General features: G+C 57.9%; 26 protein-coding genes. 8 read left to right on the forward strand and 18 right to left on the reverse strand.

Features of this window, described 5'->3' with window-relative positions; translation table 11 throughout:
• Positions 1-198: 198 nt before the first annotated feature.
• A complete protein-coding gene (locus AC3I0A_RS19745; RefSeq protein WP_489374006.1) occupies positions 199-1,389 on the forward strand; it encodes an osmoprotectant NAGGN system M42 family peptidase in 1,191 nt (396 codons plus the stop codon).
• Between the two features lie 235 nt (positions 1,390-1,624).
• Complete coding sequence (locus tag AC3I0A_RS19750; protein ID WP_150807080.1) at positions 1,625-1,852, forward strand: YheU family protein; 228 nt, start codon at positions 1,625-1,627, stop codon at positions 1,850-1,852.
• A 5-nt stretch (positions 1,853-1,857) separates the two neighbouring features.
• Here the strand turns inward: AC3I0A_RS19750 and csrA are convergent, their stop codons facing one another.
• From csrA to AC3I0A_RS19765, 3 genes are all read right to left on the reverse strand, one after another.
• The gene (csrA, locus tag AC3I0A_RS19755) at positions 1,858-2,043 is read right to left on the reverse strand and encodes a carbon storage regulator CsrA (protein ID WP_489374008.1); all 186 of its coding nucleotides are present in this window, start codon (positions 2,041-2,043) and stop codon (positions 1,858-1,860) included.
• Positions 2,044-2,202: 159 nt separating this feature from the next.
• Complete coding sequence (locus tag AC3I0A_RS19760; protein ID WP_489374010.1) at positions 2,203-2,535, reverse strand: YnfA family protein; 333 nt, start codon at positions 2,533-2,535, stop codon at positions 2,203-2,205.
• 64 nt (positions 2,536-2,599) lie between these two features.
• A complete protein-coding gene (locus tag AC3I0A_RS19765; RefSeq protein WP_489374012.1) occupies positions 2,600-3,415 on the reverse strand; it encodes an SDR family oxidoreductase in 816 nt (271 codons plus the stop codon).
• 303 nt (positions 3,416-3,718) lie between these two features.
• Between AC3I0A_RS19765 and AC3I0A_RS19770 the strand changes: the two genes are divergently transcribed.
• Complete coding sequence (locus AC3I0A_RS19770; RefSeq protein WP_489378556.1) at positions 3,719-3,877, forward strand: DUF3309 family protein; 159 nt, start codon at positions 3,719-3,721, stop codon at positions 3,875-3,877.
• A 65-nt stretch (positions 3,878-3,942) separates the two neighbouring features.
• Here AC3I0A_RS19770 and AC3I0A_RS19775 read toward each other — a convergent pair whose 3' ends face one another.
• The 6 genes from AC3I0A_RS19775 to AC3I0A_RS19800 all read right to left on the reverse strand — a co-directional run bounded on the left by AC3I0A_RS19775 (position 3,943) and on the right by AC3I0A_RS19800 (position 10,989).
• The gene (locus AC3I0A_RS19775) at positions 3,943-6,036 is read right to left on the reverse strand and encodes an LTA synthase family protein (RefSeq protein WP_489374013.1); all 2,094 of its coding nucleotides are present in this window, start codon (positions 6,034-6,036) and stop codon (positions 3,943-3,945) included.
• 314 nt (positions 6,037-6,350) lie between these two features.
• On the reverse strand, positions 6,351-7,226 hold the full coding sequence (gene speE, locus AC3I0A_RS19780) for a polyamine aminopropyltransferase (protein WP_489374015.1): 876 nt from the start codon (positions 7,224-7,226) through the stop codon (positions 6,351-6,353).
• Between the two features lie 279 nt (positions 7,227-7,505).
• Positions 7,506-7,697 (reverse strand): PLDc N-terminal domain-containing protein, encoded by a 192-nt coding sequence (locus AC3I0A_RS19785; RefSeq protein ID WP_489374016.1) that lies wholly within the window; start codon positions 7,695-7,697, stop codon positions 7,506-7,508.
• A gap of 71 nt (positions 7,698-7,768) precedes the next feature.
• The gene (locus tag AC3I0A_RS19790; protein ID WP_489374018.1) at positions 7,769-8,299 is read right to left on the reverse strand and encodes a hypothetical protein; all 531 of its coding nucleotides are present in this window, start codon (positions 8,297-8,299) and stop codon (positions 7,769-7,771) included.
• A 239-nt stretch (positions 8,300-8,538) separates the two neighbouring features.
• Positions 8,539-9,057 (reverse strand): ankyrin repeat domain-containing protein, encoded by a 519-nt coding sequence (locus AC3I0A_RS19795; RefSeq protein ID WP_489374020.1) that lies wholly within the window; start codon positions 9,055-9,057, stop codon positions 8,539-8,541.
• 93 nt (positions 9,058-9,150) lie between these two features.
• Positions 9,151-10,989 carry a long-chain-acyl-CoA synthetase gene (locus AC3I0A_RS19800; protein ID WP_489374022.1) on the reverse strand — a complete coding sequence of 613 codons (1,839 nt, stop codon included), beginning with the start codon at positions 10,987-10,989 and terminating at the stop codon, positions 9,151-9,153.
• Positions 10,990-11,383: 394 nt separating this feature from the next.
• Between AC3I0A_RS19800 and AC3I0A_RS19805 the strand changes: the two genes are divergently transcribed.
• A complete protein-coding gene (locus AC3I0A_RS19805; RefSeq protein ID WP_489374024.1) occupies positions 11,384-11,662 on the forward strand; it encodes a DUF3509 domain-containing protein in 279 nt (92 codons plus the stop codon).
• A gap of 71 nt (positions 11,663-11,733) precedes the next feature.
• Here AC3I0A_RS19805 and AC3I0A_RS19810 read toward each other — a convergent pair whose 3' ends face one another.
• From AC3I0A_RS19810 to aroC, 6 genes are all read right to left on the reverse strand, one after another.
• Positions 11,734-11,955 (reverse strand): response regulator transcription factor, encoded by a 222-nt coding sequence (locus tag AC3I0A_RS19810; RefSeq protein WP_489374026.1) that lies wholly within the window; start codon positions 11,953-11,955, stop codon positions 11,734-11,736.
• A 253-nt stretch (positions 11,956-12,208) separates the two neighbouring features.
• Positions 12,209-12,892: an acireductone synthase gene (mtnC, locus tag AC3I0A_RS19815; protein WP_489374028.1), complete on the reverse strand. Its 684-nt coding sequence runs from the start codon at positions 12,890-12,892 to the stop codon at positions 12,209-12,211.
• A gap of 4 nt (positions 12,893-12,896) precedes the next feature.
• A complete protein-coding gene (locus tag AC3I0A_RS19820) occupies positions 12,897-13,442 on the reverse strand; it encodes a 1,2-dihydroxy-3-keto-5-methylthiopentene dioxygenase (protein WP_489374030.1) in 546 nt (181 codons plus the stop codon).
• Between the two features lie 98 nt (positions 13,443-13,540).
• A complete protein-coding gene (locus tag AC3I0A_RS19825; RefSeq protein WP_489374031.1) occupies positions 13,541-14,161 on the reverse strand; it encodes a methylthioribulose 1-phosphate dehydratase in 621 nt (206 codons plus the stop codon).
• Entirely contained in the window at positions 14,158-15,303 is a 1,146-nt protein-coding gene (locus tag AC3I0A_RS19830; protein WP_489374033.1) for an MFS transporter, read from the reverse strand. The genes AC3I0A_RS19825 and AC3I0A_RS19830 overlap by 4 nt, the downstream gene beginning before the upstream one ends.
• 34 nt (positions 15,304-15,337) lie before the next feature.
• Positions 15,338-16,429, reverse strand: coding sequence for a chorismate synthase (gene aroC / locus AC3I0A_RS19835; RefSeq protein WP_489374035.1), 1,092 nt, complete (start codon positions 16,427-16,429; stop codon positions 15,338-15,340).
• A gap of 84 nt (positions 16,430-16,513) precedes the next feature.
• Here aroC and AC3I0A_RS19840 point away from each other — a divergent pair, with 84 nt between their 5' ends.
• Positions 16,514-17,512, forward strand: a complete 999-nt coding sequence (locus AC3I0A_RS19840; RefSeq protein ID WP_489378557.1) for an alpha/beta hydrolase — start codon at positions 16,514-16,516, stop codon at positions 17,510-17,512.
• Between the two features lie 99 nt (positions 17,513-17,611).
• The gene (locus tag AC3I0A_RS19845; protein ID WP_489374036.1) at positions 17,612-18,403 is read left to right on the forward strand and encodes a hypothetical protein; all 792 of its coding nucleotides are present in this window, start codon (positions 17,612-17,614) and stop codon (positions 18,401-18,403) included.
• 57 nt (positions 18,404-18,460) lie between these two features.
• On the opposite strand, the gene AC3I0A_RS19850 is transcribed toward AC3I0A_RS19845, so the two are convergent.
• Together AC3I0A_RS19850 and AC3I0A_RS19855 are read right to left on the reverse strand one after the other, a co-directional pair.
• Complete coding sequence (locus AC3I0A_RS19850; RefSeq protein ID WP_489374037.1) at positions 18,461-19,324, reverse strand: DMT family transporter; 864 nt, start codon at positions 19,322-19,324, stop codon at positions 18,461-18,463.
• A 97-nt stretch (positions 19,325-19,421) separates the two neighbouring features.
• Positions 19,422-19,586: a hypothetical protein gene (locus tag AC3I0A_RS19855; protein ID WP_489374038.1), complete on the reverse strand. Its 165-nt coding sequence runs from the start codon at positions 19,584-19,586 to the stop codon at positions 19,422-19,424.
• Positions 19,587-19,775: 189 nt separating this feature from the next.
• Between AC3I0A_RS19855 and AC3I0A_RS19860 the strand changes: the two genes are divergently transcribed.
• Together AC3I0A_RS19860 and AC3I0A_RS19865 are read left to right on the forward strand one after the other, a co-directional pair.
• Positions 19,776-20,318, forward strand: a complete 543-nt coding sequence (locus AC3I0A_RS19860; protein ID WP_489374040.1) for a hypothetical protein — start codon at positions 19,776-19,778, stop codon at positions 20,316-20,318.
• Positions 20,319-20,361: 43 nt separating this feature from the next.
• Complete coding sequence (locus AC3I0A_RS19865) at positions 20,362-20,526, forward strand: hypothetical protein (RefSeq protein ID WP_489374042.1); 165 nt, start codon at positions 20,362-20,364, stop codon at positions 20,524-20,526.
• A gap of 59 nt (positions 20,527-20,585) precedes the next feature.
• Here AC3I0A_RS19865 and AC3I0A_RS19870 read toward each other — a convergent pair whose 3' ends face one another.
• Entirely contained in the window at positions 20,586-21,524 is a 939-nt protein-coding gene (locus AC3I0A_RS19870) for an aspartyl/asparaginyl beta-hydroxylase domain-containing protein (protein ID WP_489374043.1), read from the reverse strand.
• Between the last annotated feature and the right edge of the window lie 230 nt (positions 21,525-21,754).

Genomic DNA, 21,754 nt, shown 5'->3' on the forward strand with positions numbered 1-21,754 from the left:
TGTGTTGTTTGAGCAGAAGTCTTCGCGGGCAAGCCCGCTCCCACAGGTTAGGCACATTCCATGTGGGAGCGGCGGTGCGGCGATCCGACTTGCCCGCGAATGGATCTGACTGGCACTGATATTCAATAGCCTGGACGCATTAGCCAGCCTGTTCCCCCCATCGAAACCATCGATGCGCTCTTCTCATCAGGAGTTTCCATGACCAGAAAAATCCCCGAACCGGATCTCAACTACCTGCAAAAAGTCCTGCTGGAGATGCTCGCTATTCCCAGCCCGACCGGGTTCACCGACACCATCGTGCGTTACGTCGCCGAGCGTCTTGAAGAACTGGGCATTCCTTTTGAGCTGACCCGACGCGGCACCCTCCGCGCCACCCTCAAAGGCCAGCAAAACAGCCCGGATCGCGCCGTGTCGGCGCACCTGGACACCATCGGCGCAGCCGTGCGGGCGATAAAAGATAACGGCCGTCTGACCCTGGCGCCGGTCGGCTGCTGGTCCAGCCGTTTTGCCGAAGGCAGTCGCGTCAGCCTGTTCACCGACAGCGGCGTCGTGCGCGGCAGCGTGTTGCCGTTGATGGCGTCCGGGCATGCGTTCAACACGGCCATAGACGAAATGCCCATCAGCTGGGATCACATCGAACTGCGCCTGGATGCCTACTGCACCACCCGAGCCGATTGCGATTCGCTGGGCATTGGCATCGGTGACTTCGTCGCCTTCGACCCGCTGCCGGAGTTCACCGAAAGCGGTCACATCAGCGCCCGCCACCTGGATGACAAGGCCGGTGTGGCGGCGTTACTCGCAGCGCTCAAGGCGATTGTCGACAGCGGCGAGCCGTTGATGATCGACTGCCATCCGCTGTTCACCATCACCGAAGAAACCGGCAGCGGCGCGGCGGCCGCTTTGCCGTGGGATGTCAGCGAATTCGTCGGCATCGACATCGCCCCGGTCGCCTCGGGCCAGCACTCCAGCGAACACGCAGTGAGCGTGGCCATGCAGGATTCCGGTGGGCCTTACGACTATCACCTGTCACGACACCTGCTGCGGCTGGCCGGCGCAAACGAACTGCCGGTGCGCCGCGATCTGTTCCGCTATTACTTCAGCGACGCCCACTCGGCAGTCACCGCCGGCCACGACATCCGCACCGCCCTGCTCGCCTTCGGCTGCGACGCCACTCATGGCTATGAACGCACCCATATCGACAGCCTCGCTGCACTCAGTCGCCTGCTCGGTGCCTACATCCTCAGCCCGCCGGTATTTGCCAGCGACGCACAACCGGCCAAAGGCTCACTGGACCGCTTCAGCCATCAGCTGGAACATGATGCGCAAATGGAAAGCGATACTCGCGTGCCGTCAGTGGATAGCCTGGTGGGGCAGCGGTCGGAGGGTTAACCACCCTGCCAAGAGATTTGATGTGTCTGGGAGATCGCTATCGCGAGCAAGCTCGCTCCCACACTGGACCAAGTTCAGCCGCCGGATTTGCGGCTGACACAGATCTATTGTGGGAGCGAGCTTGCTCGCGATAGCGGAGGAACTGACACCGCTGAACATCGGGGACTGCCCCCCATAGACTAGCCCCGCAGCCCCAAGCCCAGTAGCATCGCCGGGATTGTTTACCGAGGTATTTATGCTGATTCCGTACGACCAACTTGAAGTCGACACCCTGACCCGCCTGATCGAAGACTTCGTGACCCGAGACGGTACCGACAATGGCGACGAAACACCGTTGGAAACCCGCGTGCTGCGGGTTCGCCAGGCGTTGACCAAGGGGCAGGCGCTGATTGTCTTCGATCCTGAAAGCCAGCAATGCCAGTTGATGCTCAAGCACGATGTGCCCAAAGAGCTGTTTGATTGACGCTGTCAGCCGAGTTCGATTTGCGCCGCTTGCGCCTGGCGGCGTTCGTAGACTTCCGCCCGATGTACCTCGACCTCTTTGGGCGCCTCGATGCCCAAGCGAACATTGTTTCCGCTCACTGAGAGTATGCGTACGCAGACATTGTCGCCGATGGAAATCAATTCGCCCACAACGCGGCTTAATACGAGCATGGCACTAGTCCTTTAGGGTTACCGGGCTTTAAAGATGCCCGGTGCGCCGACTGCCTTCAATGCACCGGCACTAAAACAGTCAAACCCTACGCCACATGCAATTGCGCCTGTCAGAAAGTTCTTTCAAGCCTTCGTTTTCGCCGCCGTTTAAACCGCCCTTCAGACGCTGGTAAAACGTGGGCCAAACAGAATGATGCTCGCACCGATCACGCACAGGGCAATGCCGAGCCAGTCCGAACTCAAGGGACGCACCCGCTCGACCATGCCGAGCCAGCCAATGGACGCAATAATGTAGATGCCGCCATAGGCCGCATAGGCGCGGCCAGCATAGGTCGCTTCGACCTTGGTCAGCAGCAGCGCGAAGAGAGTCAGGCTCAGCAGCCCAGGGGCAATCCACCAGGCACTCTTACCCTGACGCAACCACATCCAGAACGCGTAGCAACCGGCGATTTCAAACACTGCCGCAAGAAGAAACCACAAATAGTTGAGCATGCAAGGGTCTCGTCAAGGCTGCCGGAATGGGCAACCCTAACGACGCTGCTGCCCACGAGCAAGTTCAGCCTGCGGTTTGTTTGGCTTTAGCGCGCATCTTGTCGGCCATCACGGTCATTTCGTTGTAGAGCAGTTGCGGGTTCTTCTGCTTCAGTGCCCAAGCCATGCGGCCCTGTTCATGGGGCAGAATCATGAATTCACCCTCGGCGACACGCTGGTAGATATAGTCGGCGATCTCGCTGGCGGTGATTGGCGAGCTTTCCAGCAGCTTGCCGACCTGGGCTTTCATGGCCGGTGTCGGGCCACGGAAGGAATCCAGCAGGTTGGTCTGGAAGAATGACGGGCAGACCACATGCACAGCGATATTCTGGTGTGCCAGTTCAATCAACAAGCTCTCGGACAACGCCACCACGCCCGCCTTGGCCACGTTGTAGTTGCTCATCGCCGGGCCTTGCATCAAGGCCGCCATCGACGCGATGTTGATGATCTTGCCTTGGCTTTTTTCCAGCAGCGGCAAGAAAGCCTTGCAGCCCTTGACCACGCCCATCAAGTTGATCGCGATCTGCCAGTCCCAGTCTTCGAGGGACAGTTCACTGAAGAAGCCGCCCGAGGCCACACCGGCGTTATTGACGATCACATCGATGCCGCCCAGCTTCACTTCGCAGGCCTGGGCAAACGCGGTCAACTGGCTGTAGTCGCGTACGTCACAACGCTGGATAAAGCCGTCGCCTCCGGCTTCGCGCACCAGCTTCAGGGTCTCTTGCAAACCCGGTTCGCTGACATCCGACAAGGCCAACTGCCAACCCTCGCGAGCCCAGCGCAGAGCGATTTCGCGACCCAGGCCGGACCCGGCGCCGGTGATCATCATGCGATTTTGCATAGGAAGTTGCCTTGTTGTTCTGAGAGATGAGCCGCAGTGTAGCGAAGGATTTTCCTACACCCACGCACCATCAGAATGCTGAATGCCTCAGGCAAACCACGGCGCTGTACGACACCGAATCGCGTCTGACTTACAAACTTTTGATGAATTAAAAGAAATAAGCCAAATATCAAAATACATTAAAAAGCCCCGGAATTAGCCACAGCTCCCCAGAGTCGGAGATTATAAGCGGCTCGGGTTTATCGCATCCGGGCTGACCCTTTAAAGCGCTACGGTCTTTCCAGGAACCTACCAATAAAGGAAATCGACATGGGCACAATTCTTATCATTATTCTGATCCTCTTGCTGATAGGTGGCCTGCCGGTCTTCCCGCACTCCAGCAGCTGGGGCTATGGTCCGTCCGGCATCATCGGTGTGGTGTTGGTAGTGCTGCTGATCCTGCTGTTACTTGGCAAGATATGACGTTCTACAACGTTGCCAAAAAAAAAGAGGCCCGCGAAAGGGCCTCTTTTTAATGAGCCAGATGTTTAGTCCGGCTTGCCATCGATAACACCTGCCGTGTTATCCAGCAGACTTTTGGTCGCTGTTTGCAGGAAGGACTCCAGCTTCAGCTTCAGCTCGGCCGTACGCGGTGCATCCGGAACGATTTCAGCATGAGGATTGGCACCCAGTTGGTACTGGTACACCTTCGGCGCCATGGCCTTTTCCCTGGGCAGAACCAGGATCTGGTCAGCAGTGATGATGGCCGTGGTCTGATCGCTACCCGACGGTTTGATCACGCCAAAACCGCTATCGCCTTGCGGCAGGTTGAGCAGGTCCCGGCCCCAGCACTGATTGCGCACTTCACCGCCAAGCCGCCCCATGATGGTCGGTACGATGTCGATCTGAGTGCCCACAGTGTGATCGAGTTGACCGAACTTTTCCTGGATGCCCGGAGCGATCATCAGCATCGGTACGTTGAAGCGGCCCAAGTCCATTTCGGTGATCTGGCGTTCGTTACCAAAACCATGGTCACCAACGATGACAAACAGGGTCTCCTTGAAGTACGGCTCTTTACGAGCCTTTTCAAAGAACTGGCCCAAGGACCAGTCGGCGTAGCGCATCGCGGTCAAATGTTCGTTCAGGCTGCCACGATCGGTCACGGGCTCGACCGGCAAAGGCGTCGGCAACGCGTAAGGCGTGTGGTTGGACAGGGTCTGCAGCAGCGCATAGAACGGCTTCTTGCCTTCACGGGCTTTGAGCTCTACCAGGCCACGGTCGAACATGTCCTGGTCGGACACACCCCAGGTCGGATCGGAGAACACCGGGTTGACGTAATCGTTACGTCCGATGAAGTTGGTCATGCCCTGGTTGCTGAAGAAACCCGCCTGGTTGTCCCAGGCGAAGTCGCCGTTGTAGACATACACATCGTCGAAGTCACGGGCACTGAGCAATTGCGGCAGGCCAGACAGCTTGTGGCTGCCTTCCGGAGTCTGCATCAGGTATTCGAAGCCCGGCAGGTTCGGGAAGCAGGCCATGGTGGCAAACATGCCCTGGTGAGTATGGGTACCGTTGGAGAAGAAGCGGTCGAACAGCAGGCCTTCTTTCGACAGTTTGTCGAGGTACGGCGTGATATTGCCCGGGGCGCCCAAGGCACCTACCGAGTGACCGGCCATGCTTTCCATCAGGATCACGACGACGTTCTTGATCGGCAGGGTCTTGTCGGCCGGCGGTGTGTAATCGCGGCGTATGGCCGCGATATCGGCATCCACCAGCTTGTCATCCGCCATCACCAGCATCTCGCGGACGATCTTCTGGGCTTCAGGCTGAGGCAGGGTAGCCTTCCAGACGTTGTCGCGGTGTGCGGATATGCGGCTCTTGGCAGCAGCGATCAGCTGCAGCGAGCCATTGAGGCCCAACTGGTTGGCGAAGTTCGAGTCAGTGGTATAGACGTCGCCCCAACGCAGCGGCGGGCCCTGACGCAAGGTGCCACGGGCGGCCACGACGCAGACCAGCAGGCACACCACGAATACACCGATACGGGTGTACCACGGGGCGATCTGGCGAGTACCGATGCTGCCACCGCTGAACGGGCCACGAGGCCGGGTCGCACGGTCGGCGCCCTTGAATGCCAGGCTCAACAGCCAGGTGCCGATGGCCCAGGCCAACAGATAGCGAACCACCGGGAAGCCGTACCAGAGCATGCTCATCACGGTTTTCGGGTCTTCCTTCACGTACTGGAAGACCAGCCCGTTGAGGCGCTGGTGAAACTCGCGATAGAAGTCCATCTCCATCAGGCCAAGGAACAGCGCAATGCTGGAGGCGATGGTCAGCCAGAAACGGAAGAACCCGCGGGCGGCCATGGCCCGGGCGCTGAACAATGCCAGCAACAGCGGGACGCTGAGGTAGACCACCAGACGCAGGTCAAAACGCAGGCCGTTGGCAAAGGCTTCGAGGAAGGTCGAGGCCGGGGTATCGAGGATCATCTCCCGGTTATAAACCAGCAGCGCCACGCGCAGCAGGGAGAACATCACCATCATGACCAAGGCGCAGAGCAGCGTGTAAGCCAGATGCGATTTGACGGTCGGTTGCAGCAAGCGACTTGAAGCTCGCCGCTGACTCAGGACGTCCAGGTTTGACATGTCGATTCAGGACCCATTGGAAGTTGAAGTTTCATAAATGCAGCTGCGCCCAGCCCTCTCATAACCATTACGTGTGCGTAGTGGCTTCGGGGAATGCGCGATGCGCAAATGTTGCACGATCACTCGCGGCATTGCCATTTATTACTGGCATGCACCGCCACCCGGTCTTTCAAGGTTCTGGGATAAGCAATCACAGGAGGTTGAGCGTGGACAACAAAGCATGCGAATTGTCTTGGAGCGATTGTGAAAATTTCGTGCAACGCATATTTGGATACATAAAAAAGGGCCTCGCGGCCCTTTCGTCACACTATTGCTTAGTCATTGCTCGGTTTGTTGACCGCCTGCAAGACATATTGCGGCAAGGCGAAGGCGCCGATATGAATCTCGGGGTTGTAGTAGCGAGTGAGGATGCCGCTGCCAGCAAAACGCTGACGCAGGGTCTCGCGGGACAGCTTGCGGTAAGCCGTGTTGGTCGCACCCCAGGCGAAAGTCATTGCGCCGCCGATGTAGGTCGGCACTGCGGCCTGATAGAAATGCCAGTCCGGGAACAGGCTACGCATGCGACCTGCTGTGGTTTGCACTTCGCTTAGCTGCATGAACGGCGTGCCATTCTGGGTCACCAGAATGCCGCCCTCGTTCAGGCAACGACGGCACGCCTGATAGAAGTTTTCCGAGAACAGCACTTCGCCCGGACCGATCGGATCGGTGGAGTCGGAAATGATCACGTCGAACTTCTCTTCGGTGGTCGCGACGAAACGCATGCCGTCGTCGATCACCAGGTTCAGCCGCGGATCATCGAACGCCCCCTTGGAGTGGTTCGGCAGGAATTCCCTGCACATCTCGACCACCGTGCCGTCGATCTCAACCATGGTGATGTGTTCGATGCTGCGGTGCTTGGCCACTTCACGCAGCATGCCGCCGTCACCGCCGCCGATGATCAGCACGCGCTTGGCGGTGCCGTGGGCGAGGATCGGCACGTGGGTGAGCATCTCGTGGTAGATGAACTCGTCGGCTTCGGTGGTCTGGATCACGCCGTCCAGCGCCATTACGCGGCCCATGCGCGGGTTCTCGAAGATCACCAGGTGCTGGTGCTCGGTGCGCACTTCGTGCAGCAGTTTATCCATGCGAAAACGCTGGCCATAACCTTCGTAAAGGGTTTCCAGGTATTCGTTGTCAGTGGTGGTGCTCATGGGTAAGTCCCCCGGTGAATGCTGGTGGCGACGGACGGTTACCCGCCCATGATGGGCAATCGACAATACAATGTGTTTTCAATTGGCCAAGGAAAGGCGCGCATTCTACGTCGCCGAACATGACAGGTCGAACCTTCTGGCTCTATCTTTGTGTTTGAAGCTCTCCAGAGCCGACCAGATGCTTTACCACTATCACCCCAGCCCCTCGGGCCGCTACTGCTGGCCGGCGATGAACAGGGGCTGCTGCTTGAGGATCATGGTTGATTTGATGCGTCACCCTTACATCCGCAGATTGCCCCGCGGCCCGGCGATGGCCCAAATGATCAGGCCCAGTACCGGCAGCAAGATAATCACCAGCACCCAGATGATTTTCATCCCGGTTTCGGTGCCGCTTTTAAGAATGTTGAGGATCGCCCAGATATCCAGGGCAAGGATGATCAGCCCGACCAGACTATTGAAGGTGGAACCCATGGTGTCGCTCCCAGGTGATGGCATGCACCCTTAGGATAGTCGGGCTTGATAAGGATTCCGTTTTATTACGCTCAGACGTGAATCGCCACCCGCAACGCTTCCAGGGACGGCGCTGCGTTGATGCCAACTTCGGCGCACAACTCCAGGACCCGTGGCACGTCGTTGCCATACACCAGCACCGCCTGGATCTCGTCGTCGAGCAGTTGGCTGAAATTCATCAGAACATATCCACCGTTTTCCGGATTCATGCTGCTCAGCTGGATCTGGATACGGTTGAGCGCCGTCAACGCCTCGATTTTGGCCAGCTGTTTGGGCTTGATATTGAACGCCACACCCGGGCCGAACGAAGCGACGATCTGGGCGAACAGGTCCATGTAGGTATCAGCCTGGAACAACACGGTTTCCGGCAGACTGCCGACCACGATCCACTCACCCAGCGGGATGGGAAAGGTGTCGTCGTAGTTGATGTCCGGATTGGCCGCCAGGAAAGAGTCTGCGTCGGCGTAGGCCTGCGCAGCTTCGTCGGCGATCCGCGCCACTTCATCGTCGCCCATGCACCCGGAGCTGATTTTGCTGATGAGTTCAACGAGGGCGGTTTTCATGGGCGGATCCTGATGCGAGGGAAATTTGAGGGCGCGAAGGATAGCGCATTGCGGGCGCTTCGCGCATTTGTGGGTAATTGTGGCAAGGGGATTGCCCTGATGCCGATAAGATTTGAGCGACGAATACTGTGGGAGCGGGCTTGCCCGCGAAGCGAACACCGCGGTTTTTCAGGCATTGCGCGTCATCGTTCTTCGCGGGCAAGCCCGCTCCCACAGGGTTGCGCGCTAGTCTGAAAATCTCAAGCCAGCAGCTTTTCCAACTGCGCCGTGGTGTCTGCTGCGCCCATGGTTTTTGCGGCGTCCAGCGCGGACACGCCGTTGGCATCCTTGGCCTTGGGATCAGCGCCTTTGCTGATCAGGTAGTCGACGATTTCAGTGCGATTGAACATCGCCGCCATCATCAACGCGGTGCGACCGTCAAAGGACGAACCTTCAACCTCGGCACCGCCTTCGACCAAGGCTTTGACCACTGGAAGATCACCTTTGAACGCAGCCCCGGCAATCGGGCTTTGGCCGTTGTTGTTGCGAATCTGCGGGTCAGCCTTGTGCTCGAGCAGTACCCGCACGGCATCGACATGCCCGTGATAGCTGGCCAGCATCAACAAAGTATCGCCCTTGTGATTGCGCAGATTGACCGGCAGGCCTTTGCTCAGCAATGCGGCGAGCATGGCCGCGTCGCCTTCACGCGCTTTGTTGAACACCTGCTCGGCAAACTCCGAAGCTTCTTCTTCGTTCATCTGGCGGCTGTTGTCTGACATTCGGGACTCCACATTCACATCGTAAAGCCACTAGTTTCCCGAGCGCCCTCGAGCCTGTCACTGCTTTTTTCTCAAGGCAGGCAATAGCCAGAATCAATAGCGGAATTTGCCACCCTGTATATCCGCTAGCACCTGCTCGGTTACTTGCACATAAGTATCCGATCCTGGCAGCCAGGCGTAGATCGGATCATCGCCGGTTTTACCCGGGTCGAAGGCCTCGTCCTTGAGCCGGACCTTCTGATACTTGAAGGTGCCGGTGGTCTCCATCTTCACTTTCACCCGCAGGAACAACGGCACCGCGTAGGCCGGCATTTGCTGTTTGGCGAATTGCAGCAACTCGCTGAAATCCAGAGTGGCCAGTGATTCGGCCGGGGTAATCGCGGCCATCCCGGCACGCCCGTTGGTGTTACTGATCTCGACACCATAGGCCACCGCCTCGGCGATATGCGGATGCTGCAGGAGGATGTTCTCGACCTCGGTCGTCGAGACGTTTTCGCCTTTCCAGCGGTAGGTATCGCCCAGGCGGTCAACGAACTGTGCATGACCAAAACCGATATTCCTCAGCAGATCGCCGGTATTGAAGTAGCTGTCGCCCTTCTCGAACACATCACGAAGAACGACTTTTTGAGTCTTCTGCGGGTCGGTGTAACCATCGAGCGGTGCCTTGTCGTCGATTTTCGCCAGCAGCAGCCCCTGCCCGCCCTTGGCGACTTTCTGCATGAAACCGGCCGCGTTGCGAATCGGCGCACAGTTGGCGTGGGAATATTCCACCAGCTCCCAGGACATCAGGGAAAAGCCAATCGTGTTGTCGAAGTTGAGAATATTGGTGAAGCCGATATTGCCATCGCTGGCGGCGTACAGCTCGCACACATGATTGACCGCAAAGCGCCGCTTGAACTCAGTCCACACGCCCGGACGCAAACCGTTGCCAATCATCTTCACCACGCCATTGTGGCTGTCGTCGGCGCTGGGTGGCTGGTCGATCAGATAACGGCACAATTCGCCGACATAGCCGATGGTGGTGGCGTTGAATTTGCGCGCATCGTTCCAGAACTGACTGGCGCTGAATTTACGCCGGATGGCAAATCCCGACGCCCCGCTGATGGCAGAGCCCCAACACACGCACAACCCGGTGGCGTGGTACAGCGGCAAGGTGCAGTAGACGACATCCCTGGGGCCCATATCCAGGGCGATCAGACCGAAACTGGTGGAGGTCCTCATCCAGCGACCGTGCTTGAAAACCCCGGCCTTGGGCAAGCCGGTGGTGCCCGAGGTGTAGATATAGAAGCAAGGATCATCGAAATAGATCTGCTGACTGCTGGCCGGATTGTCTGTGGCGCAATCGGCACTGGCACTCATCAGGTTGATAAATCCAGCGGGCGCTTCGCCAGGGTCGCAAGAGGTGTCCCGATCGGCAACGCACCAGATTTTGGTCTCATCGATGACGACTTGCTCGCGAACCGCGGAAAAAACACCGGCCAACTCTGCCCCGACCACGATCGCGACCGGTTTGACCAGGCTCAGGCTGTGGACCAGCACATGCTGGGTTTGCGAGGTATTGAGCATGGCGCAGATGCCGCCCACCTTGGCCACCGCCAGCACCGTCACCAGCAGTTCGGGACGGTTCTCGATGAAGATCCCGACCACGTCGCCCTTGCCGATACCTTGGGCAATCAGGTGGTGGGCAATACGGTTGGCCCACTGGTTGACCTGTGCATAACTGAACGCGACGCTGCCATAGAGCAGCGCCGGGCCTTGGGGGTTGCGCAACGTGGCTTGCTCGAAACTTGCGCCCAGACCGCAGGGTTGATTCGGCTTGTTGCTGTTGACGACCCTGAGTCCCTTGATCACCCGCGGGATGGCTTTGGCAATGGCCGGCAACTTACGGATCATCATGCCCCAGGTAATCATGTCGCTTGGGTGGCTGCTCATAAGTGAGTCCTGGTTTTTTATTATCGGGCGAACACAAACCCATCCGGCCGTGACGCAAAACGTTCCGTTAAACACCAAAAAAATCCTGTTGGCGTTCAACTAAATCGCTTAACAAGTTGGTTATTCCAGGCTGGAAAATACGTCAGTCATTCTTGGGCTGTACATGGAGGATTTGAAAAGTTTTGTATCCATTGGCAGGGTCAGCGCCCCTCCCTGAAAACCACGCAAAATGCAGGATGCACGATGGCCATTCATGCAAAATGCACGAAACCGAAATTACGACAGAATCATAAATAATTGATTTATATACAGTTTTATCAAAGTTCAATACTGGCACAATCACTGCAGCTATCACTTTACGCTTGCCATTCAAAAGCTAACGGAGCTGATAGTCATGAGCCTGATACAAGAAAAATTCGCTTCCTTGTTCCCCAACTTCGAAGTCTCCATTCAGGACAGACCTGACGGCGGTATTTTGCTGACGTTGCGCAACAGCGAAGGTAAACAGCTCAAACGATCGATCTCCTATGCGCAGTTGCATGCTGGTGACCAGCTTTGCTGGGTGATCAGCGCGATTCGCCGCGACCTGGCAGAGCAGGCCAGCGAACTGCCACAGATTTCGATGCTGCAAAGCCAACACCGCTTCGCGCTGCCGACCTATCACTCGGTCTGAATCGACACCCGCTTTACCCGCTCAGGTCGTGCAAGCCTTCAGGCTTCACGGCCTGACGTCGTTCAGGGGGGTCAACTCAACAAACCGCGATTAACGGCCTCACCGACAGCCTGGGCTCTATTGGTCACTTCCAGCTTGCAGTAGATATTGCTCAAGTGGAATTTGACCGTGGCTTGGGAAATGGCCCGAATCACACTGATTTCCCAAACCGTTTTCCCGGCCTTGGCCCACCGCAGGACTTCAAGTTCCTTGTCGCTCAAGGGCTTGCCCACCGGACGCTGTCGACTGCTCATTGATGAATCTCCTCACACCTCGATAGATCGCACAACCGTCCGTATAAACATTATGTTTTACAGATGCACGAAAAAACCAAAGGGTTACATACGCATGAGATTTAACAAGGAAGAAAGACCACAAACAGCGATGGCCTACAGATCAACAAGCAGTTTCTTACACAATCTATAGAACTCTTGAGCGGTATTTAAAAACCGACCTGCACATTCGGCTGACTACTGACACCGCGTAGTCGTAGTCAGCCGCTGCCACTTAAAAAGTTGCAGGGTCTATCTGCGCAAAGCTGCTCACGTTTGGATGCCCGGCCAATTCGCCACCATCGCGCACCAGCCCGCAAGTGGCCATGCCGGCTTCTTGGGCGGCATCCAGTTCCTGAACGATATCGGACAAGAACAGAATCTGCTCGGGTTGATAGCCAATTTCCTCGGTAATCCGCTGATAGGACTGCGCTTCGCGCTTGGGTCCCGACGTGGTGTCGAAATAACCACTGAACAACGGCGACAAATCACCCGCCTCGGAGCAGCCGAAAATCAGCCGTTGAGCCTGGATCGAGCCGGAGGAGTAAACAAAGAGTTGATAACCTTGCTGATGCCAGCGTTCAAGCGCTTCGACGGCATCCGGGTAAACGTGCCCTTTGAGCTGCCCGGCTTGATACCCCTGCTCCCAGACCATTCCTTGCAAGGCCTTGAGCGGCGTTGCCTTGCGGTCTTCGGCGATCCAGCTCAAGAGGATCTCGATCACCCGCTCGACCTCCGCTGCCGGCTCGCCACTGTCCTGACGGACAGCTTGCAGTTGCTCGGCCACATCCGCTCGTTCGGCGTTCTGGCGCACGAACTCGGGAAGATGCTTGGCGGCATAGGGAAACAGCACCTCAAACACGAAACTCACCGCGCTGGTGGTGCCTTCGATGTCGGTGAGAATGGCTTTGATCGACATCCGCTCAGTCCTCCAGGCCAGGAAAACGGCGAGCGATATCTTCGCCGGTGAATTTGGCCACCCAGCCCTCGGGATTGTTGAACAGGCGGATCGCCACAAAGTACGGGTTCTCGCCCATGTCGAACCAGTGCCGCGTCCCCGCGGGTACCGAGATCAGGTCGTTCTTCTCGCAAAGCACGGCGTACACGTAATCATCAATGTGCAGGGTAAACAGGCCACGTCCGGCGACGAAAAACCGGACTTCGTCTTCGCCATGCTGGTGCTCATCGAGGAACTTGGCACGCAGTTCGGCTTTTTGCGGATGATCGCTGTTGAGGCTGACCACATCGACGGTGATGTAACCGCGCTCGGTCATCAACTGGTCGATCTGCACCTTATAGGCAGCGATCACTTCTTCCTGGCTGGCCCCGGGCTGAATCTTCGTCGCGGCTTGCCAGCGATCGAAGCGCACGCCTTTTTCGGCCAGGGTCGAGGCAATGTCGTCGAAATGGGTCAGAACCTTGTTCGGCAGTTCCGGGCTAGACTCGTGGTAAACGGACAGGCTGCTCATGCTGGCAACTCCTCGGTATCAGCATCGCCTGCAGGTTTTACAGACCGGTCAGGTGGTGCGTTTCATCAGACGGTGGGCTACTTCAGAAGAAGTAAGCGTTAACGGTTAAGCACCGAGCGAGTCTTCAACTCGCACTCGAACAAAAATTCAAAGGCTTCGATCTGCCGCAGCGCATCGCTCATCCGCGCGCCCCAGGTGTAGAGACCATGACCGCGGATCAGGTAACCCACGCAATCGGGATGAGCCTCAAGCCAAGGCTGCACCTTGGCGGCCAGGCGGGCAATATCCTGATCGTTATCGAAGATCGGCACCCGCACTCTGGACTCGTGGGTGGAGATGCCACTGAAGGCCTTTTGCAGTTCGTAGTCTTCGAATTCGATAAAGTCTTCAGCGGTCAGGCGCGACAGTACGGTGGCGTTCACCGAGTGGGTGTGCAACACCGCGCCGATCTCCGGGCGCCAGCTGTAGAGCTGGGTGTGCAACAGGGTCTCGGCCGAGGGCTTCTTGCCCGGCTCCAGACTGTTGCCGGACAGATCGGTGGCCAACACGTCGTCGATGCCCAACTGGCCCTTGTGCTTGCCGGAAACGGTGAGCAAGGCTTCGCTGGGCGACAGACGGGTCGAGTAATTGCTGCTGGTGGCCGGCGACCAGCCGCGACCATAGAGAAAACGCCCGGCTTCGATGATTTCCAGGGCTAGCTGTTCACGGGTAAGGCTCATGGCCTGTCCTCTTGCATACGAGTGGCAATGATAACGGCTGCAGCCAGTGCTGCGAGGCTGGCAATACTAAAGGTCAATGTCGCCCCAAGGGCATTCCAGCTGTAACCGGAGTACAACGCGCCCAGCGCACCGCCAATTCCGGCCAGTGTGGCGTACAACGCCTGCCCCTGACCTTGCTGACGAGCGCCGAAGCTACGTTGCACGAAATGGATGGCAGCGGCGTGAAAGCTGCCAAAGGTGGCTGCGTGCAAAACCTGCGCGAACAGCAGCACCCACAGAAACTCGGCAAAGGAGCCCAGCAACAGCCAGCGCAACGCGGCCAGCAGGAAACTCGCCAGCAACACCCGACGCACCGAGAAGCGCGCCAGAATCTTGCTCATGGCCAGGAACATCAATACTTCAGCGACCACGCCCAAGGCCCAGAGCATACCAATCAAGCCACGGGTGTAGCCCAGTCGCTCAAGGTGCAAAGTCAGGAAGGTGTAATACGGCCCGTGACTCATCTGCATCAGCCCCACGCAGGCATAAAACGCCAACACGCCGGGGCTGCGCAATTGCTTGAGAAAGCCCTCGCCTGCCAGACGACTGCCCTGGACTGGCTGGGCATTCGGCACCCAGGCGCTGCTGACGACAATCCCGGCCATAATCACCACCAGTGTCACCGGATAGATGTCCAGGCTCAGCCATTCGAACAGACGCCCGAGAGCGACCACGGTGATGATGAAACCGATGGAACCCCATAAGCGGATCTGGCTGTAGCGCGAGGTCTGGCCGTTCAGGTGCGCCAGGGTGATGACTTCGAATTGCGGCAACACCGCGTGCCAGAAGAACGCGTGCAGGGCCATGACCATCGCCAGCCAGGCGTAGCTCTGGCTGACGAAGATCAGTGAGAAGGTCAGCAGCGTGCAGACCGCGCCAAAACGCACGATCGCCAGTCGCCGTCCCGTGTAGTCACCGAGCCAGCCCCAGATATTCGGCGCCACGCAACGCATCAGCATCGGGATCGCCACCAGTTCGCCAATGCGCGCGCTGGAAAAGCCCAGATGATCGAAATACAGCGCCAGAAACGGCGCCGTCGAGCCGAGCAAGGCGAAATAGAACAGATAGAAACTGGATAACCGCCAGTATGGAAGCGCCGCCACGGCCGTCAGACCGTGGTGGCTTTGAGGTTTGCCATTACAGCTGGCCCAGCACCGGTGTGCTCACGCGCACGTCCGCATTCTGCCCGCGATGGCGCAGCAGGTGGTCCATCAGCACGATGGCCATCATCGCTTCGGCAATCGGCGTGGCGCGGATGCCGACGCACGGGTCGTGGCGACCTTTGGTGACAACGTCTACCGGGTTGCCCTGAACATCGATGGAGCGGCCCGGCGTAGTGATGCTCGAGGTTGGCTTGAGGGCCAGATGCGCAACGATCGGCTGACCCGAAGATATGCCACCGAGAATGCCGCCGGCGTTGTTGCTGAGGAAGCCTTCGGGGGTCATTTCGTCACGGTGCTCGGTGCCACGCTGGGCGACGCTGGCGAAACCGGCGCCGATTTCCACACCCTTGACCGCGTTGATGCTCATCAGCGCATGGGCCAGTTCGGCGTCGAGACGATCGAAAATCGGTTCGCCCAGACCCGGCATCACGCCTTCGGCGACCACGGTGATTTTCGCACCGACCGAGTCCTGATCACGACGCAGCTGGTCCATGTAGGCTTCCAGTTCTGGCACCTTGTCCGGGTCGGGGCTGAAGAATGCGTTCTCTTCCACCGAATCCCAGGTCTTGAACGGGATTTCGATCGGGCCCAACTGGCTCATGTAGCCACGGATTACGATGCCCTGGCTCGCCAGGAACTTCTTCGCAATCGCGCCGGCTGCCACGCGCATGGCGGTTTCCCGGGCCGAGCTGCGACCACCGCCGCGATAATCGCGTTCGCCGTATTTGTGGTGGTAGGTGTAATCGGCGTGGGCCGGACGGAACAGATCCTTGATCGCCGAGTAGTCCTTGGACTTCTGGTCGGTGTTGCGGATCAGCAGACCGATCGGGCACCCGGTGGTGCGGCCTTCGAAAACCCCGGAGAGGATTTCGACTTCGTCGGCTTCCTGGCGCTGGGTGGTATGGCGGCTGGTGCCGGGCTTGCGCCGGTCCAGATCGCGCTGCAGGTCGTCCAGCGACAGCTCAAGGCCCGGCGGGCAGCCGTCGACAATGGCGACCAACGCCGGACCATGGCTTTCGCCAGCGGTGGTGACAGTGAACAGCTTGCCGTAGGTATTGCCGGACATGCAGGGCGCTCCGCGAATTCAGCTTAAATAACTTGAAGCGCGTCAGTATACGCAGGCTACCCAACTAGTTCATCCTCGAACCTTATCGGTGCCTGTGAGTCAAACCGGCACCTTGTTCATGATGGCGCGATGATGCTGCGAGTTCTTGCCTTGAGCCTTTCCCTGTTTACCGGCCTCGTCCAGGCCACCGTCCTGCAACGCCCGATCAGCCTGGACACCGGCACCGGCGAGTTATACGGCTCGTTGTTGTTGCCCAAATCCGCCACGCCGGTGCCGGTGGTATTGATCATCTCCGGCTCCGGCCCCACTGATCGCGATGGCAACAACCCCGACGGCGGGCGCAATGACAGCCTCAAGCGCCTGGCCTGGGTGCTGGCCAAACACAACGTCGCCAGCGTGCGCTACGACAAACGTGGCGTGGCCGCCAGCCTCGCGGCAACCCCCGATGAACGCAATCTGACCCTCGACGCCTACGTGGCCGACGCCGTGGCCTGGGGCCAGAAGCTCAAGGCCGATCCACGCTTCGGCAACTTGATCCTGCTCGGACACAGCGAAGGCGCGCTGATCGCCAGCCTCGCCGCTCCGGCCGTGGATGCCGCAGCGGTGATTTCCGTTTCCGGCAGCGCCCGACCGATCGACCAGGTGTTGCGTCAGCAGTTGAGCTATCGCCTGCCACCGCCGCTGGTGCTGCGCAGCAATCAGCTGCTCGACAGTCTCAAGGCCGGCCACGTCGACGACGATGTGCCGCCGCAGCTGCAAGTGATTTTCCGCCCCAGCGTGCAGCCGTACCTGATCACACTGTTTCGCCAGGACCCGGCAGCGGCCTTCGCCAGACTGAAGATGCCGGCTTTGATCATCCAGGGCAGCAACGACATTCAGGTCGGCGTCGGCGATGCGCAAATGCTCAAGGCGGCCAAACCGGATGCCGAGCTGGCGCTGATCGAAGGCATGAACCACGTCATGCGTATCGTGCCCAACGATATCAAGCGGCAAATGGCCTCTTATAAAGACCCGCAACTGCCGCTGGCCGCCGAGCTGGGCGCGCACATCTTGAGCTTTATTGAAGGACTTCGTGCCAGTTAAGCGGCTTTTACCCTCCAGTCCTGAAAAAAACGGCCGATAAAGCTTTGCCGACAGCTCACTTGCGCTCGGCAAGCAGAGCTTGGACAGGATCTCGCCGTTATGACCGATACCCAGAATTCACCTGAAACCGCAGCCGATGAAACCGCCCCCGAAGCGGTCGAGCTGCCGTGGGCGGACGTCCATGCCGAGCACCACAAGATGCTCCGTCTGGCGCCGCTGCAAACCGATCGGGCCACGGGCGGACGGCCCTTGCGCTTTGTCGAGTTCGGCTATGCCGAGCGCAATAACAAGGATCGCAGCCTGCTGCGCATGAGTATCCAGCTGCCGAACCAGCGGGTGCGCAAAGAGCAAAACCATCTGGACGTGTGGGTCGACCACGCCACCCATCGGGTGCATTTCGGCCCTGAAAGCGGCGTGCAGATCGAGCCATGGAACCGTGGGATTGGCCGTTTTCTGTTGGCGCAGGGAATCACCTGGGCGCAGAAAAAGTGGTCGCACTACCGCGTCGACGGCTTCGATCTGGCGAACAAGGATGCCCTCAACGAGGACACGCGCCTGCGCCGCGATCACTTTCTGCGCGCCCATGGCCTGAATGTGGTTTACGCCGATGCCCAACACTTGAAAGGCAGCGTGAAAGACCTACAAGTCGGTGAATTGAAGGCAGGCTGGAACACTGAAAAGCTGCAGTTCGTGGAAATCCTCGAAGCCGCGCAGATGCTCCAGCAAGCCGAGCAAAACCTGGCGGAACAGGAAGTCAAACTGCGCCAGCAGGAAGAAAAGGTCACCAAATTCAAGCGCGAAGACACCGGCTTGCGCTTCACCATCACCTGTCTGGTGGCATTTTCGGTGTTCCAGGCTGGGTTGTTGATCTGGATTGCTACCCATCGTTAATCCGATTGATCGGCAGGAGCCTTCGACAACGTCGAAGGCTCCGACAGCCACCTCGAATCAGCGCGTTTTACGGAACACAAACACCAGTCCGACAATGATCAGCAGCATGCCAAGCATGCTCAGCGTCGCCAGTTTGTTGCCGAAAAACAGGTAGTCCATCACCGCCGTCACCGCCGGCACCAGGTAAAATAGACTGGTGACATTCACCAGATTGCCTTGGGCGATCAGCCGATACAGCAGCAAGGTCGCCAGCACCGAGACCACCAACCCCATCCACAACACCGGCACGATAAAACCCGCGCTGTGTTCAAAGTGAAACGGCTGGAACGGCACAAACACCCCGCACAGCAACAGTCCTGCCAGGTATTGCACCGGCAGCGTGCCCAACGGGGTATCGGTGATGCGCTTCTGCATGATCGAGCCAAAGGTCATGCTCGCCAGTGCGAGCAAACCGAAGAGCATCCCGGCCAGGGACATTCCGGCCAGGCCAATGCCTTGGTAAACCACCATGATCAGCCCTGCCAACCCAAGCACCAGACCGAAAATCCGGCTCCAGGAACGCCGACGCTCGATCAGCATCACCGTGAGGATCGGTTGTACGCCCATGATGGTGGCCATCACCCCGGGAGTGACCTTCAAATCGAGGGCCAGCAGATAGAAAATCTGATAAGCCCCCAGCAACACCACGCCGGTGGCCGCCGCATAAAGCATGGGTTTGCCGCCACGGGGCAGTTTGAGCTTGAGCAACGGCATCAACAGCGCCAGCCCGAACAGCGCAATGGCGAAGCGGATCAGCAGGAAGGCAAAAGGTGAGGCGTGAGCCAGCCCCCACTTAGAGAAGATCGCCCCGCTGCTCCAGAGCAGGACGAACAGGCTCGTCGAGGCCGCCGCGGCCACGGATTGTTTCGAAATGACAAACATGGATACCACCTGTAATCAGGCAAAAAAGCCAATTCAGCAAAGGCTGAAATTCATCAGGTTTTTTCAGGCGGGCACAGGGAACAGCAAACGAAGCTGATCAGCCCGAAAAGCCAACGCCTGGCGGTGATACGACTGCGCACACCGGCGTGCTACTGACAGGTGGGGGGTAATGACTGATCTGCGCAGGCTGCTGATCCCCGCACGGCACGACGCCAGCGTTGACCGCTGAATCGACTACCACGTTGATGAGGGAAGCTGGCATGGGCTGATCTTTTTTGAGGAGAGAAATCAGGTGGGTTAAGTAACGCACCGAGCGCCGACTATAACCAGCGCTCGATACATATTGCAACGGCTTAACCAAAAAGCCAGTAACGACAGCCAAAGAAGCCTTGCCTACCCTTAAAAGAAATAGAAGTACCCGCTAACAGGGACATGGAATGCAAGAGATCAAATGCCAAGGGAACGGACCTATCTTCGGTATCAGTTGTACAGATCAAAGGCTCGACATCTCGCCAGACTCACTACAGCCAAGCTGTACAAGGAACTGGAACATATTGGCACTACGGAGAATGATTTTACGAAAGTTCGATTCGAGGCGATCAGCACTGAAGCTCTGACCGCTTATGGCTACTGGGGTGATGATTCATACTTTTCATGGGATGAGGTCTTGAGCTGGAAAGCAAGGGAACCTATGTCCTTCGATGTCGCGATTTGGTTTGACCGCGAATTGTGCGGACTATGTTTTGCCAATCCCAACCAGAGTCGGCTCCGGGTAAGGATCGTGCGCCTGGAGGGAAAGCCAGACAAAAACCATCCTTTGAAACGTCGCGTTGCCACACTCGCATTGATCGCTGTCAGCCATTACGCCCGGATCATCGGCAGCAAACAAATAGAAATTCAAGAGCCCGTAACAGGAGCAATTCCGCTCTATCAAGAACTCGGTTTCGAATTCGACGCCGAACGCCGCCTTGTGATGGTCGTGGAGAGCGACTAGTATCGGGGCAATTGTTCAATTAATGATCAACGCTGGAGGTTCAATGAAAGCTCTCATTGAAGGCAATCCCACAGAGAAAAAGTCGTCCAAGGCAAGCAAGAAACCTCCCGCCATGGAGCTTTCCGCGAGTCAGCTACGTCTTTTCAAGGCTGCACTGGCTGGTACTAAAGCCGAAGAGCCTATCGGTGTTCTCGCAGGGCGCCAGTAATATTGATCCGCAAAAAAAAACCGCTCACAAGGAGCGGCTTTTTCGTTCAGAAACCGGTATCAACCAAACAGCCAACACCCCAGTAACGTCAGCACGACAACCGCCAACACTGGCCGCAGGATTCGATAGAGCTTGGGATTGCGGCGTTTCCATTGCTTGACCACGCCACTGAAGCGGTCGCTGAAGTTCTTGCTCCAGGCGTAGGCCTGGTTGATCCCGCCGACGCGTTCGTCGTCATGGTTCTGTGGCGCGGTGGCGCGGCCCAGCAGGCCACTGATCCAGCGATTGATGCCGGTCATGAGGCGGTTGCTCAGCGGGCGCTCGATGTCACAGAACAGAATCACGCGAGTCTTGTCCGTCTCGTTCTTGACCCAGTGCACGTAGGTTTCGTCGAACATAACGTCTTCGCCATCGCGCCAGGCGTAGACCTGACCGTCGACGAAAATCCGGCAATCGTCGGAATTGGGTGTCGACAACCCCAGGTGATAACGCAGGGAGCCGGCGAATGGATCGCGGTGCGGGTTGAGGTGGCTGCCACCCGGCAGCAAGGCGAACATCGCGCCCTTTACGTTGGGGATAGTGCCGAGAAGTGCCACGGTTTTCGGGCAAAGGGCCGCGGCTGACGGTAGTGGTTTGTCGTACCACTTGAGGTAGAAGCGCTTCCAGCCTTTCTTGAAGAACGAGCCAAAGCCGGCGTCGTTGTTTTTCTCGGCGGCGCGAATATAGCCCTCGTCGAACAGGTGCATGGCTTCGTCGCGAATGACTTCCCAGTTGTCCTTGAGTACATCCAGTTCCGGGAACTTGCTGCGATCCAGGTACGGTTTGGACGGCACACCGGAGAACAGGTACATCAAGGCGTTGTAGGGCGCGAACAGTGCCGAATGGTTGACGAACTGCCGCAACACCGGCAAACGCGCCTTACCGCGTAAATGCACATAGAGCGTGCTGCCCATAAACAGTAGCAATACCGAAGCCTTGGCGGCTAAGGATAAGCTCATGCAACATCTCCTTGATAACAGGCAACTCTGCGCGATGTCATTTACCCGACATGGCAGCCGGCAATGATCAACACTACCGGCCTTGGGAAAAACCCGTCTGACTTAACATTCAATGGCTATACGCAATAAATCACTTATTAACATAAGGCAGCTGAACAGGGGCTGATGTGAATCAGCCAATCCAGCGGAGCGCCATTCGCGGGCAAGCCCGCTCCCACAGATCATATGCA

The organism is Pseudomonas sp. KH_024_B2, assembly GCF_057839965.1.